Source organism: Pseudoflavitalea sp. G-6-1-2 (assembly GCF_012927185.1).
Classification (GTDB): domain Bacteria; phylum Bacteroidota; class Bacteroidia; order Chitinophagales; family Chitinophagaceae; genus Pseudobacter.
In genome coordinates this window covers 179,267-194,770 of the sequence record NZ_JABBGB010000003.1, presented here as the reverse complement: position 1 = coordinate 194,770, position 15,504 = coordinate 179,267, and the positions used below count along the sequence as shown (strand labels likewise).

11 protein-coding genes are annotated in these 15,504 nt (G+C 47.1%); 6 read left to right on the top strand and 5 right to left on the bottom strand.

What is annotated here, in order from left to right; genetic code table 11:
* The first annotated feature begins 34 nt into the window (after window positions 1-34).
* The 3 genes from HHL16_RS18055 (at window position 35) to HHL16_RS18045 (ending at window position 5,272) form a co-directional block, all read left to right on the top strand.
* A complete protein-coding gene (locus HHL16_RS18055) occupies window positions 35-1,237 on the top strand; it encodes a hypothetical protein (RefSeq protein ID WP_169426750.1) in 1,203 nt (400 codons plus the stop codon).
* Between the two features lie 140 nt (window positions 1,238-1,377).
* Window positions 1,378-2,760: a c-type cytochrome gene (locus tag HHL16_RS18050; RefSeq protein WP_169426748.1), complete on the top strand. Its 1,383-nt coding sequence runs from the start codon at window positions 1,378-1,380 to the stop codon at window positions 2,758-2,760.
* 7 nt (window positions 2,761-2,767) lie between these two features.
* Window positions 2,768-5,272, top strand: coding sequence for a ligase-associated DNA damage response DEXH box helicase (locus tag HHL16_RS18045; RefSeq protein WP_240966263.1), 2,505 nt, complete (start codon window positions 2,768-2,770; stop codon window positions 5,270-5,272).
* Window positions 5,273-5,281: 9 nt separating this feature from the next.
* On the opposite strand, the gene HHL16_RS18040 is transcribed toward HHL16_RS18045, so the two are convergent.
* Together HHL16_RS18040 and HHL16_RS18035 are read right to left on the bottom strand one after the other, a co-directional pair.
* Window positions 5,282-5,596 (bottom strand): hypothetical protein, encoded by a 315-nt coding sequence (locus HHL16_RS18040; RefSeq protein WP_169426746.1) that lies wholly within the window; start codon window positions 5,594-5,596, stop codon window positions 5,282-5,284.
* Window positions 5,583-6,119 carry a hypothetical protein gene (locus HHL16_RS18035; protein WP_169426744.1) on the bottom strand — a complete coding sequence of 179 codons (537 nt, stop codon included), beginning with the start codon at window positions 6,117-6,119 and terminating at the stop codon, window positions 5,583-5,585. The genes HHL16_RS18040 and HHL16_RS18035 overlap by 14 nt, the downstream gene beginning before the upstream one ends.
* A gap of 213 nt (window positions 6,120-6,332) precedes the next feature.
* On the opposite strand from HHL16_RS18035, the gene pdeM reads away from it, so the two are divergent.
* Together pdeM and HHL16_RS18025 are read left to right on the top strand one after the other, a co-directional pair.
* Window positions 6,333-6,998 (top strand): ligase-associated DNA damage response endonuclease PdeM, encoded by a 666-nt coding sequence (pdeM, locus tag HHL16_RS18030; protein WP_169426742.1) that lies wholly within the window; start codon window positions 6,333-6,335, stop codon window positions 6,996-6,998.
* A 9-nt stretch (window positions 6,999-7,007) separates the two neighbouring features.
* Window positions 7,008-7,928 carry a histone deacetylase gene (locus HHL16_RS18025; RefSeq protein ID WP_240966262.1) on the top strand — a complete coding sequence of 307 codons (921 nt, stop codon included), beginning with the start codon at window positions 7,008-7,010 and terminating at the stop codon, window positions 7,926-7,928.
* Between the two features lie 12 nt (window positions 7,929-7,940).
* Here HHL16_RS18025 and HHL16_RS18020 read toward each other — a convergent pair whose 3' ends face one another.
* The 3 genes from HHL16_RS18020 to HHL16_RS18010 form a co-directional block, all read right to left on the bottom strand.
* Window positions 7,941-8,375: a hypothetical protein gene (locus HHL16_RS18020; RefSeq protein WP_169426740.1), complete on the bottom strand. Its 435-nt coding sequence runs from the start codon at window positions 8,373-8,375 to the stop codon at window positions 7,941-7,943.
* A 26-nt stretch (window positions 8,376-8,401) separates the two neighbouring features.
* Window positions 8,402-10,942, bottom strand: a complete 2,541-nt coding sequence (locus tag HHL16_RS18015) for a DUF5916 domain-containing protein (protein WP_169426739.1) — start codon at window positions 10,940-10,942, stop codon at window positions 8,402-8,404.
* A 159-nt stretch (window positions 10,943-11,101) separates the two neighbouring features.
* A complete protein-coding gene (locus tag HHL16_RS18010) occupies window positions 11,102-11,851 on the bottom strand; it encodes a LexA family transcriptional regulator (RefSeq protein WP_169426737.1) in 750 nt (249 codons plus the stop codon).
* Between the two features lie 221 nt (window positions 11,852-12,072).
* Between HHL16_RS18010 and secA the strand changes: the two genes are divergently transcribed.
* The gene (gene secA, locus HHL16_RS18005; protein ID WP_169426735.1) at window positions 12,073-15,405 is read left to right on the top strand and encodes a preprotein translocase subunit SecA; all 3,333 of its coding nucleotides are present in this window, start codon (window positions 12,073-12,075) and stop codon (window positions 15,403-15,405) included.
* Window positions 15,406-15,504 lie beyond the last annotated feature (99 nt).

Genomic DNA, 15,504 nt, shown 5'->3' with positions numbered 1-15,504 from the left:
ACTGCGGACTCCTTGAAAAACAAACCGATCTCAGATGAAAAGAACAGGCATCTTTGCATTACTCACCGTATGTGCATTATTGCAGGCATTGGTATCTGCCGCACAGGTCGATACTGTATTTGCAACCCAGGATTCAATGCCCGAACGGAAACGTATTGCGATCTTCACGCCGCTCTATCTCGATTCCGCATTCGACGCTTCAGGCAATTACAGGTATGCGAAGTCCTTTCCCAAGTTCATCAATTCCGGACTGGAATTCTGGGAAGGCGCACAACTGGCCATCGACTCCCTTCGCAAAGAAGGACTCAAAGCTGAGGTATTCGTATATGATACCCGCGCATCGCGCAAACCTTTTCCAGAGGTAATCAATTCGCCCGAAGTGCGCAGCATGCACCTGCTGATCGGCCATGTAAACATCAATGAATCTGCACAGCTGGCACAGCTCGCATCACAGATGAATGTGCCGTTCATCAATGTAAATCTTCCCAACGAAGCAGGCGTTTCAAATAATCCCAACTACGTGATGCTGAGCTCTACGCTCATGACGCATTGCACAGGCATTTATAAATTCCTTCAGCGCAATTATTCCGTTTCGAATATCATTGTGTTCCGCAAAAAAGGAATACAGGAAGACAGGCTGAAAACTTACTTCACCGAAGTAGAAAAGAACACCGCTGCCATTCCGCTGAAACTGAAATACATCGATCTCACAGATAATTTCACAGCAGCACAACTGCAACCCTATCTCGACAGCAACAAAACCAATGTAGTGCTCTCAGGCAGTCTGGATGCGGGTTTCGGCCTCAATCTGGCACAGCAGCTCGCCACACTGAGCAGCAGCTATACCACTACCCTCTTTGGTATGCCAACATGGGATGTGCTGGATTTCCAGAAGACCATCTACAAAGGAATCGAGATCATTTACAGTACGCCTTTTTATATCAATCCAGACAGCAGACTGGTGTCGGCTACACAGGATCATTTCAGAAGAACATTCTACTCACGTCCATCTGATATGCTGTACCGCGGATACGAAACGGTGTACCATTTTGCACATCTGCTGCAATTGCATGGAGCCAATCTCGGATCGAGTCTCGGAGATAAGAAATACAGTCTGTTCAGCGAAATGGATATTCAGCCAGTGCTGGATAAATCGACCATGACGCTGGAATATTTCGAGAATAAGAAGCTGTACTTCGTGAAGAAGGTGGACGGTGTGGTGAAGGCTATTTATTAAAAATCATTTTATCAGGATAAAACCCGGTCACCCGCTGCAAATGGGCGACCGGGTTTCTTTTTTTCGGTCACCGATCCAACTATTCTGTCCTGGGTCCCCTCTTATTATTTTACCTAACTTTATTACCAGAATTCCTCCAAATGAAGAAGTGGTTAGTAGTTATCCTTATCATCATTTGCGGTGCAGTATTCACCCGCGCACTGGACCTTGTTCCATTTGAGCTGGTGCATATTCCGCCCAGCACACAACGGCTCGGTGGCGATTCCGCCAAAGGATTCCAATACCTCACCAATGGCGATTATGTAAAGGGCGGCATCCCCTTCAACCTTTTTCTGCTCGGCATGGGAAAAGACAGCCGCAATCTGCTTCAACGCGAAGGCAAAAATGAAAAGCTGTCTCACGAATACACTGCCATCACTGCTCCTAACGGCGAAGTGCTTGTGGCGCCGAATTGCCTGCAATGTCATGCACAGGTGCTCGATAATCAGCTTTATGTAGGCCTCGGCAATTCACTCATCGATTTCACGCACAACGAAAAACTCAATATCGGCAAGCTCAAAAAACTGGAAGCCTTGCTGAAACTCACTGCTCCCCGCAAATACGAAGCAGCGAAATCTTTTATCGAAGTAACAAAAGCAATCGGTCCTTATCTCGAAACGGAAGTGAAGGGTGTGAATGCAGCGGACCGGCTGGCAGCTTTGCTGGCTGCGCATCGCGATCCTGTAACATTCAAATGGACAGGCACGCCTGCACTCGAAATCCCTGCACAGGTGATCCCAACTGATGTTCCTGCATGGTGGTTGCTGAAGAAAAAAAATGCGATGTTCTACAATGGATTCGGTCGTGGTGATTTCGGCAGATTTCTTATGGCATCGAACCTGCTTACCGTGAACGATACAGCTGAATCGCGCGAAGTGGATGCACATATGCCCGATGTACTTGCATTCATTTATGGATTGCAGGCGCCGAAATATCCTGGCACCATCGATCAGCCGCTTGCACGAAAAGGCGAATCGATCTTTGTGAACAATTGCGCCAAATGCCACGGCACATATGGCGATTCGGCAACCTATCCTAATCTGCTGGTTCCGCAGCATATCATCAAAACCGATTCGATGTTGTACACCAGCAATTATTCCAATCCGCAGTTTGTGGAATGGTTCAATAAGAGTTGGTTTACTACCGGCGATCATCCTGCAAAGCTTGAGCCGTTTGCAGGTTACATTGCGCCGCCGCTCGATGGCATCTGGATCACCGCTCCTTATCTTCATAACGGATCGGTTCCCGATCTCGAATCGTTGCTCAACAGCAAGCTCCGTCCACAATACTGGAGCCGCGACTTCGACAATCCCATCTATCATAAAGACATACCCGGCTGGACGTACACCCGCGAGTCCAGACCCGGAAAGAAAAACATTTACAACACCGATCTTCCCGGATACAGCAACAAGGGACATTACTTCGGAGATAAATTCTCCAATGAAGAACGCAGGGCATTGATCGAATATCTGAAAACACTGTAAACTGTTATTGCATTCCACCATAGGATATCAGGTGATCAGGCAGTGGCTTGATGCCAAACAATTTGAGCCGTTTCCCTTTCAGGAGGAGGCCTGGCAGCATATCATCAATGGTGATAGCGGCCTCGTAAATGCACCAACCGGATTCGGAAAAACATATTCTGTGTTTGTGGGTGCACTGATCGATTTCATCAACAGGCATCCGAAAGATTACCGTACAAAATCGAAGAACGGATTGCAGTTGTTATGGATCACACCACTCCGTGCACTGGCCAAAGACATTGGCCGTGCCATGGAAGAAGCCATCGAAGAGTTAGGCATGAGTTGGAAAGTAGGCATCCGCAATGGCGATACCGAAACCAGTGAGCGGCAGAAACAGAAAAGGCAGATGCCCGAAGTGCTGATCATTACACCCGAAAGCATGCACCTGCTGCTGGCACAGAAAGGATATGCCGATCTCTTCAAATCGCTTCGCATCATTGCTGTGGACGAATGGCATGAGCTGATCGGAAGCAAACGCGGTGTGCAGGTGGAGCTGGCCATCAGTCGCATTGTGCATGTGCAGCAATCGCATTTCAATGCCACCACTACAGTATGGGGTATCAGCGCAACCATCGGCAATATGCAGGAAGCGCAGGATGTGCTGCTGAGCTCGGTTCAATCCCTCACCGGCAAAGAAAGCGTGAAGGTGAAAGCACATCTCGATAAAAAAGTGCGGATAGAATCCATCCTTCCCGATGAAATAGAAAATTATCCGTGGGCCGGACATCTCGGCCTCAAACTCGTTGATAAGGTATTGCCTGTTCTCGATCAGAGTAAGACCACACTCATCTTCATCAATACCCGTGGTATGGCTGAAAGATGGTACCAGAGCCTGCTCACAGCGTCTCCTGACCTGGCAGGAGCAATTGCCTTGCATCACGGAAGCATCGAACAGGAGCTGCGCATCTGGGTGGAAGAAGCATTGCATGCCGCGAAACTGAAAGCAGTAGTTTGTACTGCCAGTCTCGATCTGGGCGTGGATTTCCGCCCGGTTGAAACCGTGATACAGGTTGGCTCTCCCAAAGGCGTTGCAAGATTTCTGCAACGCGCAGGAAGAAGCGGCCACCGCCCCGGCGAAGTGAGCACCATTTATTTTTTGCCTACCCATTCGCTTGAACTGATAGAAGTGGCCGCGCTGAAATCGGCCATAGCAGAGAATTACATCGAGAACCGCGATCCGATGATCCTCTGCTACGATGTGCTCATCCAGTACCTCTGCACGCTCGCTATTTCGGATGGATTCAACCCAGATGAATTGTATCGCGAAGTTGTGAGCACCTGGTGTTACCGCGAAATGACGGAAGATGATTGGTATGCCGTGCTGGATTTCGTTACCACCGGAGGTTCTGCACTGCAGCAATACGACGAATACAAAAAAGTAGAAGTGATCGACGGGCTCTTCCGCATCACCAGCAGAAGAATTGCGATGCGGCACCGCATGCATATCGGCACCATCGTAAGTGAGTCGATGCTGAAAGTGAAATTCGTTCACGGAGGATTCATCGGCATGATCGAAGAATGGTTCATCAGCCGCTTAACACCCGGAGAAGTGTTCACACTTTCTGGTCGTAATCTCGAACTCGTAGGCATCAAAGACATGACGGTACTGGTGAAGAAATCCAATGCCACCAAATCCATCGTGCCCAGCTGGCAGGGAGGCAGGATGCCGCTTTCCGCCAATCTCGGAAAGAAATTGCGCGAGCAGCTGAACCGCGTTTTCACATACGATGCAGCAGGCAATCCTGTACTGGCAAAAACAAAAGATATCGAGATGCGTGCACTGCAACCATTGTTTGCATTGCAGGAAGCGCTTTCGCATGTACCGCGCGCGAATGAATTACTGATAGAACATATCGAAACAAAAGATGGCTATCATCTTTTCGTATATCCTTTTGAAGGAAGACTGGTGCATGAAGCGATGGCTGCTGTGCTGGCTTTCAGGATCAGCCGCATTACACCGATCACGTTTTCATTTGCCATGAATGATTATGGATTTGAATTGCTGAGCGATCAGCCAATTCCGGTGGATGACAGCAATGTGTATGAGTTGTTCAGTCCGGATAACTTGCTCGCCGATATTCAGCGAAGCGCCAATTCAACAGAAATGGCGAAACGAAAATTCAGGGATATAGCGGTGATTGGTGGATTGATATTTCAAGGATATCCCGGTGAGCAAAAGAAGGCGAGGCATTTGCAGGCATCGGCTGGATTGCTGTTCAATGTGTTTTCGGAGTACGACAGAAATAATCTGCTGATCAGGCAGGCTTATCAGGAAGTGTTCGACAGAGAGATGGAGGAAGTGAGGTTGAGGAATATGCTGGAGCGGATTCAGCAATCGAAGGTGGTGATTAAGTTTCCGGAGCAGTTGACACCGTTTTGTTTTCCGATAAAGGTGGATAGTTTGAGGGAAAGTTTAACGTCGGAGAAACTGGAGGATAGGGTGAGAAGGATGCAGGGAGAGTTAGGGGGTTAGGGGTTACGATTAAGCTGGTTGAAGTAACTCGGCTTCTGTTTTTTGATAGGCTTTGCGTACAGCCATATACGCACGAAAACATAAGGAATCTCTTTCCTGCTGCTTCTTGCTGATTTTTTTCTGACTTCCAATGATATCAGGCAAGGAGTGGTATCCTCTTATCAGTTCCTCCTGCGTCGGTGGGGGTAAGGTTCTTTTCCGCACATCTTCCCTGTAATTCATTCTTGAGTTCTTTAGTAGTTCCTTCTTTTCCTTTTCAGTGAGTTGGCTGAGATCAACTGTGCTCTCTGCCAGAGTCCAGAATGCATCATCAAGTACGATCATAATCGAAATTTTTAAAATACGAATTTTTTAAAAACATGGCATCTTCCGGATAAATGGCCATCCGATTTTGGTGAATTACTTCTGCACGCAATTTTACCCGGTAATGTTGAATTAAAGAGTTTTTAGGAATAAAATATACTACACCACCAAACTTCATTTCAAAGCTCATTTTACAAACATAAGCAACCAGATTTCCAAGAACACCATCATATAGTTTTCTTCTTCCGAAATTATGAGGCGCTGTTTCAACCAGGATCATTTCATATGCAAGATTCTCTGGTCTGGGAATTACACTGATCAGTCCCTGAATCCTGTCATCACCTTCTTCCGCTTTCAATTTGTACACCTGTTTCTCCGGATCATTAAACTCCTTCCTCCAGTTAAAATTCCATCCATTCTTCTTCAGCACCGTTTTCAAATCAGCATTCGTAACCCTTGAAATCTCAGTCTCGAATTTCTTACCAGATTTTACTTCAATAATGCAATCTGTAATCTTATCAATGATAAATCCACCACTATGCATAAGCGAAAATTTTTAGTGGCATGCATATACGGCGGATCTGAAAAAGCAGTTTCTCAAAAGCAGCGGGTTTTTTCCCCTTTCTATTCGGCCGGAAACCCTTATATTCCGGCACAGACGCAGATTTTGTAACCCTTGAACACTTCATCGGAGGCCACAATTCAGGCACCCGATTTCCCCTGCTCCACTCCTATTTTCCCTTAACTTTGCTCCCCGATGTTCGCCCCTGTTTCATATTCCATTCAGCAACAGCAGTTATGGCTGAGCTCCGACCGTTGCATATACTGGGAAGAAGAACGTGCCCTGATACTGGCCGATCTTCATTTCGGCAAAACAGGACATTTCAGAAAACATGGCATCCCTGTTCCGCAGGCTGTTTACAAAAAAGATCTGCAGCGGCTCATTCATCAGCTGCAGCATTTTCAACCGAAGAAATTAATTGTAGTAGGTGATCTTTTCCATAGCCGCGAAAACAAGGAACTGGAGCTGTTCCGCAAATGGCGGCACGATCTGGGGCATATAGACATTCAGCTGATCCGCGGCAACCACGATATTCTTCACGATCAGTGGTACGCACAAAGCGGCATCACCGTTACGGAAAATATCCTGGCATTGAATAACCTTTTCGGATTTGTGCACGATCCGGAAGAAACTGATCTGGAGCAGTACAACGATCATTATTTTTTTACAGGGCATTTGCATCCGGGAATCAGAATATCCGGACAAGGAAAACAATCTCTCTCCTTCCCCTGTTTTTATTTCACGCAAACGCATTGCATACTTCCGGCATTCAGTGAATTCACCGGTCTGGCGATGGTGAACCCTGCAAAGGGAGAAAATGTATTTGCGATAGTGGCCAATAAAGTAATGCAGTTACATTAAAATATTCCAATGTCAGCAGGTTCACTTCATATTGCATTCGATCCGATCTATGCACATCCGCTACCCGAAGGGCATCGCTTTCCGATGCTGAAGTACGAACTCATTCCTGAGCAATTGCTGTACGAAGGCACCATTACATCATCGGCTTTATTTGCTCCGGCAGTTTGTCCTGATGAAATTGTGCTGCAAACGCATGATGCCGCTTACCTGCAAAGACTGCATCAGCAAACGCTGTCAGCTAAAGAGCAGCGGCATATTGGTTTTGCGCAATCGCCGCAACTGACCAAACGGGAACTGGTGATTGCGCAGGGAACCATCGATTGCAGCCTGCACGCATTGAAGCAGGGTGTTTCGCTCAATGTTGCCGGAGGCACGCATCATGCATATGCAGATCATGGAGAAGGATTTTGTCTGCTGAACGATTTTGCTGTGGCTGCCAATTATCTGTTGCAGGAAAAACTGGCTAAGCAGATACTCATAGTTGATCTGGATGTTCATCAGGGAAATGGCACTGCAAGCATCTTTCAACACGAACCGCGTGTATTTACTTTCAGCATGCATGGCGCACACAATTATCCTTTCCATAAAGAACAAAGCGATCTCGATATCGGACTGAAAGATGGAACTGCAGATGATCTTTATCTCGAATTGCTGCAATCCAACCTGCAAACATTGCTGCATCAGGTGCAACCTGATTTTGTGTTTTATCTCTCAGGCGTGGATATTCTCGAAACGGATAAATTCGGAAAACTGAAAGTGACGATGCAGGGATGCAAACAAAGAGATGAGATTGTATTCAATGCGATGAAGCAAAACAATATTCCCTGCACAGTGGCAATGGGAGGAGGATATTCGCCTGATGTAAAAACCATTGTGGAAGCACATTGCAACACGTTCAGGGTTGCGAAAGATATTTATGGGTTGCATTGATGCCCGAGCGGATCAATCTTCATCTCCAATATCATTCTCTGGAGAAAACCCAAGAAACTTTCTACCCATAAGCATAGCTCCAATAAAGCCAATCAATGCGTTAACGTGCAAAGCTGTCATTGCAGCTTCTATTGCGTTATTTGAGAACAACCCGTAAGTTAAATAAGCTATCGGCCATAGGCCAACTGCATAGAATCCAAAAAGATTTAGAGCAAAGAGCAATGCAAGCATCACTAATGCATATCGCCACCAGGTATCTTTTTCAAAATTCCTGAGTATTGCTACAACCGGGAAGAACACAATCAGTTCAAAAATATATGCGAGATTATTAAGCCAGAAATAATAACCAAGGAGCTCTGGTTTCATGGCGCTGAACTTAATTATTCCCAGTACTGATAGAAAGGAAAATCCCAAATAGATCAGGAAGAACTTCATCGATTTTTTCATGATGGTGGGGTTAGGAGTATACTAACTCATTTTCGCTTCCTCAATTGCTCATAATTCAGAAAATAAATAAACCGAAGGGTTAATTCATTGCCGTGTGGAGTAGCAAACACTTTACTCAGGTTGTTCGGGTAACGCCTGTAGCGCGATCCATCGATGGCATCTTCGAAATCTCTTCCGAGCCAGTTCTTCCAGCCAGCAACGATGCGGCTTCCCAGCCTGAAATCCCATGTGAAGAATACATCGAGATTGAACACATTGTAGTTTACATTGTATTCACTGGGATCGAGATCTGTTCTTTCCGTCCAGTAACCGTCTTCCTTGATATTGTAGAGATTGGTATTGTTCAGTTTGTTCCAGAAGTGTCTTGCACGAAACGTAATGTTCATGCGCGGAGTGAAATTGTAAATGCTGCTCAGCTCCGTTGTGATTTCTGCGTAGCGGCGACGGGCCAGTACGGGCGCATCATTCGATTTATCGCGGAAGAATGCATAGCCGAACTGACCGTGATCGTATTGTTTGAAGAAGCTTCCTGTAACGGAGAGCCTGTCGCTGAACCGGTAGCGGGCATTGAGTTCTATCTTGTGATAGGGGTCATTGGGAAGCGGTCCTTCTGCAAATCCAAGGCTCCAGCTCACATACAATCTCTTACGGCTGTCGCTGCTGCCATCGACGGAGAGCGAATAATAGGGAGCTTTCTTCAAAGGTTGTCTGGGTGTTTCGAGCAAATCTTCCGGCGTTTGCATCTCAAAGAAATCGTTGTACCATCCCGGAACAATATCTGCATTGAGACGGAGATCCCAGAAATTTTTGAAGAGCCAGAACCCGAATGCCTCCATTCTGAATTTCTGGTAACTGAAGGGTTGCAATAAGAAGCCGTATTCAGAAGAAATGCCGTAGCTCTGATTGATGAACCATTTCGATTCTTCATAAATATTGTAGCTCACCGATCCTTTGTTGATGAAACGATTGGGCGCCGTGAGAAATCCGAGGTCATTGGGATCGTATTTCGCCGTGAGCAATTCATTGCTTACTGAGAATTGCAATTTGCCGCTCACTTTACCGAATTCTGCGTAATTGGAGAAACCCTGATAGCCGCCTTTTTTGTTGAAGATCATGCTGTATCTGGGTTTCAGCACTAAACCGTATTCATTCTTTTTATCGTAGAGTGCAATATCGAGCGCACTTACATTGGCATCTCTGTAATAGCCCTGCCGCCAGACATTGGTATTGGTGAAAGTGATATAACTGCGATTCTTCAATGCCTGATCGAGCACAATAACATTGTAATTCGTGAGCGGCTCCGTAGTGATGATCGAATCTTCACCGGTGAATCGATGGCGCAGCCTTGCACGCACCGGCTCCGTTACCGAATTGAATATGCCGATGCCTAGATTGCCGTCTGTTCTTCCGGAAAACTTCACAGCATTGTATACACGTGTAACGGATGGATTTTTCCGCAACTCATAATCCGGATAATCGCCGTAACGGGCATTCATTCTCACCTCCTGGTATCGCGAAGGTGTTTTACCGATTCTTCTCGAATAAAAAATGCCGGCTTTATTGAACAGCTCTGTTCCCTCCGTGAAAAACGGACGGTTCTCGCGGAACTGAATTTCAAATGGAGTGAGATTGTTCACTACATCATCGCTTCTAACCTGACCGAAGTCGGGGATCAATGTGGCATCGAGTGTGAAACCTTCGCTGATGCCGTATTTGAGATCCATCCCTCCGCTCTTGAGTATTTCTCTGTTATTTTTTGTGTCGGGTTCCGGTGTGCTTCGGTATCCCGCAGAAACATACGGGGAAAAACTAAGACGAAGTGGCGGAAGAATATCATGCAGCCCTTCGAGCTGACCAAACTGCAGTACAAAACCTGTCACGTTTGGATTTACAGGATTCCAGAAAGTCGATTCATTATTGCGGCGACTGAAGCGAAGAAACTGAATGCCCCACTCCTGCAAATTTTTTGATGGGAAGCGGATAGCGAAGAAAGGGATCTTCATTTCCACTACCCAGCGATCATTTTCGAAACTTACTTTACTGTCCCATACGGCATCCCAGGAGAGATCGCCATATACGCCGAAACCTGTGCTGGCATTGGGTGATACGCGGGCATCACTCTGCACATTTCTGGCAGTAACGAGAAACTGAAATGCATTCTGATGATCGTTGTAAGTATCGAGAAAAACGGAGAAGTAATCTACGTCTGCTCTTTGTTCGTTATCGCGTGCGGTGAACTGACGACGCACTGCTGCCGGATCGTCATACAGGTATGCACCTATATAAATGGCCGTATTGTCGTGCAGTACGCGAACCTCAGTTTTGGAAGATGCCGGAAGGCCGTATACAGGACCGTTAGTGATAAAATCTGTGGAGACCGGAGCATTTGCCCAATCGGCTTCGTCGAGAGTGCCATCGATGCGAATGGAGCCGGTTGCTCTGGCGGTTTGTGTTCTTTTTGCTTTCTGCTGAGGACCTTTTTCGGCTGGCAATGACGGTATTTCCTGTGCGGACAGATAGCTGCCTCCGCAGGAAATGAAAAGCATTGCAGTCAAAACTATTCTCATGCAGTTGTTTGGGGGTGCAAAGTTAACCGGCTATTCGGAAAAACCCTTCGTAACATTACGAATACCCAAACACCACAGGTGCTGTGCTGCAACAGTGTTTGCACATGGATACAGGTTTACAGTAGATTTCTCCGTCACGTTATAACGGTGACCAGTAACTTAGTTCATCTTCTTCTTCATAGTGCTTACCTGCTCCTGCAGATTATTTACCATGCTGGCCAACTGGTTCATATCCCAGCGTTGCTGCTGATTGGCCTTGCCCATGATATAAGCGGCCTTCCAGAGTTCCAGTACATCTTCGGAGTTGATGTTGTAAGGTTGATAAGCAGCATTGTCGCTGATGAGGGTAAGCTTGTTCTTTGTGCGGTTGCTCTTCATCACCCTTTTGTACACGATGCCTTCGTTGCGGGTTACAACTATATAAGTATTGTTATTGCGGACATCATCTATTTCATCTACTTTTTCACAAACGATTACGGAGCCGCTGGCTGTTGGCGCCATTGAATCACCAATGATCTCGAATGCGCGGTAAGATCCGGGGCTCAGCATGGGTAAAGTGAAAGTATTCAGCTCATCGATGAATTCGGGATCGGCATATCCTGCCAGGTAACCAGCTGCCGCTTTTACCGGAACAAACTGAATTTCAGCTACGCCTACTGCCATTTTCTGCGCACGGCGCTTGCTGAGGTAATTGCCTTTGTTCTCTCCGAGATCTTTGAGCAGCAGTTCGTCCAGCGTAAGTTTGAAAATATCACCTACCAGTTCCAGCACTTCAATGCGGGGTTCAGCGCGTTCCTCTTCATACGCTCCCAGCAATGATCTTTTGATTCCCAGTCTGGTGGCAAATTCCTCCTGGGTCCATCCCCGGAGCTTGCGGAGGTACTTCAGATTCTTACCTGCTTGAGACATAGACTAATAAATTTAGCGCTAATATACTAACTTTTTTGTCATTCCTCCCAAAACTTTATTTTCTTACCTTTGGCATCCTGTCAAATTGGCTAGTACTCAAAGCCTAGCACCCTTTTTGACGAGTAGTTATCCGGATTTCACCGGCGCCTCTGCCTCCCCTCTGTGCATTGGGCCCTGTGAGGTTAAGGTGATTCATTTAAACTAAAACAATTAGCTATAACATGTTAGGTTTTATTTCCAAGATCTTCGGAGGCAGCAAGTCGGAAAAAGATATTAAATCCTTCCTTCCTCTGGTTGAAAAGATCAATCAGCATTTTAGCTCCTATCAGTCCCTTACCAATGATCAGCTCAGAGGCAAAACCCAGGAGTTCAAAGAAAGGATCGCTTCACATCTCCGCCAGATCGATGAAGAAATTGCCAAACTGAATGCAGAAGCAGAAGCCCTTGAGTTCAGTGATATCAATGGCAAAGAAGCGCTGTATCAGCAGGTGGACAAACTCCGCAAAGACCGTAATAAAGCTATTGAAGAAGTTCTGAAAGAAATTCTCCCCGAAGCATTCGCCACAGTGAAAGAAACTGCACGCCGCTTTAAAGAGAATGCCGAAATGGTGGCAACTGCCACGCAGCTCGACCGTGATTTCAGCGTGAGAAAAGAGTATGTGAGCATCAACGGAGATCAGAGCATTTTCAAAAACAGCTGGACGGCCGGTGGAAACCTCGTTACCTGGAACATGGTGCACTACGATGTGCAGCTCATGGGTGGTATCACTCTTCATCAGGGAAAGATCGCAGAGATGGCAACCGGTGAAGGTAAAACACTCGTATCTACCCTCCCCGCCTACCTCAATGCACTCGCAGGCGAAGGCGTTCACATCGTAACCGTGAACGATTACCTCGCGAAACGCGACTCTGAGTGGAACGGCCCCATCTTCGAATGGCTGGGCCTCACCGTAGATTGTATCGATAAACACCAACCCAACAGTGCCGCAAGAAGAAACGCCTATCAGGCCGATCTTACCTACGGTACCAATAACGAATTCGGTTTCGACTATCTCCGCGACAACATGGTGCATACACCAGAAGAAATGGTGCAGCGCAAACATCACTACGCAATGGTGGATGAGGTGGATAGCGTTCTCGTAGACGATGCCCGTACTCCTCTGATCATCTCAGGTCCTATTCCCAAAGGAGACGATCAGCAATATCATATTCTCAAAGCACGCGTTGCCGCACTGGTTGAAACCCAGAAGCAGGTAACCAACAAATACCTCAACGAGGCCAAGAAATTATTCGCAGACGGTGATGATGATCCCAAGAGCGGTGGTCTGGCCCTGATGCGCGCCTATCGCGGTCTTCCAAAAGCCAGCGCCCTGATCAAATTCCTCAGCGAGCCCGGCGTGAAAGTGAAACTGCAGAAATCCGAGAATTACTATCTCGCCGATCAGCAGAAACAAATGCCTGTGGTAGATCAGGAACTGTACTTCCACATCGATGAGAAGAACAACCAGGTAGACCTTACAGACAGAGGTATCGCAGCCATCACCAAAGGTGGTGAAGATCCTGATTTCTTCGTTCTTCCCGATATCAGCGTTTCACTTGCAGAAGTTGATAAAAGCGAAGCCACTCCCGAAGAAAAACTGACACAGAAAGAAGCTATCCTGAACGATTACACGGTGAAAGCCGATCGTATCCACACCGTTCAGCAATTGCTGAAAGCCTATACGCTTTTCGATAAAGACATCGAGTACGTAGTAATGGATGGTCAGGTTAAGATCGTTGACGAACAAACCGGCCGTATCCTCGACGGACGCCGCTACAGCGACGGTCTGCACCAGGCGATCGAAGCAAAAGAAAACGTGAAGATCGAGGCCGCCACTCAAACCTACGCTACCGTTACACTGCAGAACTACTTCAGAATGTACCACAAACTGGCCGGCATGACCGGTACAGCGGTTACAGAAGCAGGTGAGTTCTGGGATATCTACAAACTGGATGTGGTAACTGTTCCTACCAACGTGAAACAGGTACGTAAAGACCAGGAAGATCTCGTTTACAAAACCAAGCGTGAGAAATATAAAGCAGTGATCGATGAGATCGAAAAACTGCGCTCCGAAGGCCGCCCTGTTCTGGTAGGTACCACTTCGGTTGAGGTGAGTGAACTGCTGGGCAAGATGCTGCAGGTGAAGAAGATCCCACACAATGTATTGAACGCAAAACAACACGCCCGTGAAGCGCAGGTGGTAGCTGAAGCCGGACTGGCAGGAGCTGTTACCATCGCTACCAACATGGCGGGTCGTGGTACGGATATCAAACTCGGACCTGGCGTTAAAGAAGCCGGTGGTCTGGCCATCATCGGTACGGAGCGTCACGAAAGCCGCCGTGTAGACCGCCAGTTGCGTGGTCGTGCAGGCCGTCAGGGTGATCCCGGTACCACACAGTTCTATGTATCTCTGGAAGACGAACTGATGCGTCTCTTCGGTAGTGAGCGTATTGCCAAGATCATGGACCGCTTCGGATACAAAGAAGGTGAAGTGATTCAGCACAGCATGGTTACCAGAAGCATCGAGCGTGCACAGAAAAAAGTAGAAGAGAACAACTTCGGCATCCGTAAGCGCCTGCTCGAATACGACGATGTAATGAACAAGCAGCGTAACGTGATCTACGAAAAACGCAACCACGCATTGTTCGGAGACCGTCTCGCAGTTGACCTCGACGAAAGCTTCTACGGCGTTGCTTCCAGCATTGTTGGTGGCTTCAAAGAGCAGAACGATTATGAAGGTTTCCGCATGGCGGCCATCATAGGTTTCGGTATCGACACCACCATTACAGCAGAAGAATTCAATAAAGGAAACGAGCAAACACTTTCCGATAAATTGTATCAGGAAGCTACCAGCCGTTACCAGCGCAGAATGAATGAGCTGCAAACACAGGCTGTACCGGTATTCCGCAACATCCGTCAATCGCAGGGCAACCATATCGAGAATGTGGTGGTTCCGTTCACCGACGGAAAAAAAGGCATGCAGGTGCTCGCCAACCTCGACAAAACACTCGAATCAAACGGCCGCGAACTCTCCGGTGCACTGGAAAGACAAATCACGCTCGCAGTGATCGACGATGCATGGAAAGAGCATCTCCGCGCCATGGACGATCTGAAACAAAGCGTTCAGACTGCCTACCTCGAACAGAAAGATCCACTGGTGATCTACAAGATCACTGCATTCGATCTGTTTAAACAAATGGGCAGCGAAGTGAATAAAGATATTATCGGCTTCCTTTCACATGCCACTATTCCTGTAGAGCAGGAAAATGGCCGCGCTCCTCAGCAGATCCGCGAAGGTCGCGAACAGAAAACCGATATGAGCCGCATGACAGCCAATAAAGAAGATATCGATGCACGTGGCGATGATTATGCAGCGAATGAGAACGATTACTTCGACCCTTCAGGCGATTCAAAGCAGGAGCCGGTAAAGGTTGGACCAAAGATTGGAAGAAATGATCCATGTCCTTGCGGAAGTGGCAAGAAATACAAAGCCTGCCATGGCAAGGATGCATAATAATTGACTTTGTTTTCACTGAATAGAAAGATCCCGGAATACCACCGGGATCTTTTTTTATGCAGCAAAAGGCTGGCATTTTTTTCATGACTATCCGCT

What these genes read in the sequence shown, in the direction of transcription:
- HHL16_RS18020 (WP_169426740.1), bottom strand. Translation starts at nt 8,375, where the DNA reads ATGAAAAAATCGATGAAGTTCTTCCTGATCTATTTGGGATTTTCCTTT.
- pdeM (WP_169426742.1), top strand. Translation starts at nt 6,333, where the DNA reads ATGTTCGCCCCTGTTTCATATTCCATTCAGCAACAGCAGTTATGGCTG.
- secA (WP_169426735.1), top strand. Translation starts at nt 12,073, where the DNA reads ATGTTAGGTTTTATTTCCAAGATCTTCGGAGGCAGCAAGTCGGAAAAA.
- HHL16_RS18050 (WP_169426748.1), top strand. Translation starts at nt 1,378, where the DNA reads ATGAAGAAGTGGTTAGTAGTTATCCTTATCATCATTTGCGGTGCAGTA.
- HHL16_RS18055 (WP_169426750.1), top strand. Translation starts at nt 35, where the DNA reads ATGAAAAGAACAGGCATCTTTGCATTACTCACCGTATGTGCATTATTG.
- HHL16_RS18015 (WP_169426739.1), bottom strand. Translation starts at nt 10,942, where the DNA reads ATGAGAATAGTTTTGACTGCAATGCTTTTCATTTCCTGCGGAGGCAGC.
- HHL16_RS18025 (WP_240966262.1), top strand. Translation starts at nt 7,008, where the DNA reads ATGTCAGCAGGTTCACTTCATATTGCATTCGATCCGATCTATGCACAT.
- HHL16_RS18010 (WP_169426737.1), bottom strand. Translation starts at nt 11,851, where the DNA reads ATGTCTCAAGCAGGTAAGAATCTGAAGTACCTCCGCAAGCTCCGGGGA.
- HHL16_RS18035 (WP_169426744.1), bottom strand. Translation starts at nt 6,119, where the DNA reads ATGCATAGTGGTGGATTTATCATTGATAAGATTACAGATTGCATTATT.
- HHL16_RS18040 (WP_169426746.1), bottom strand. Translation starts at nt 5,596, where the DNA reads ATGATCGTACTTGATGATGCATTCTGGACTCTGGCAGAGAGCACAGTT.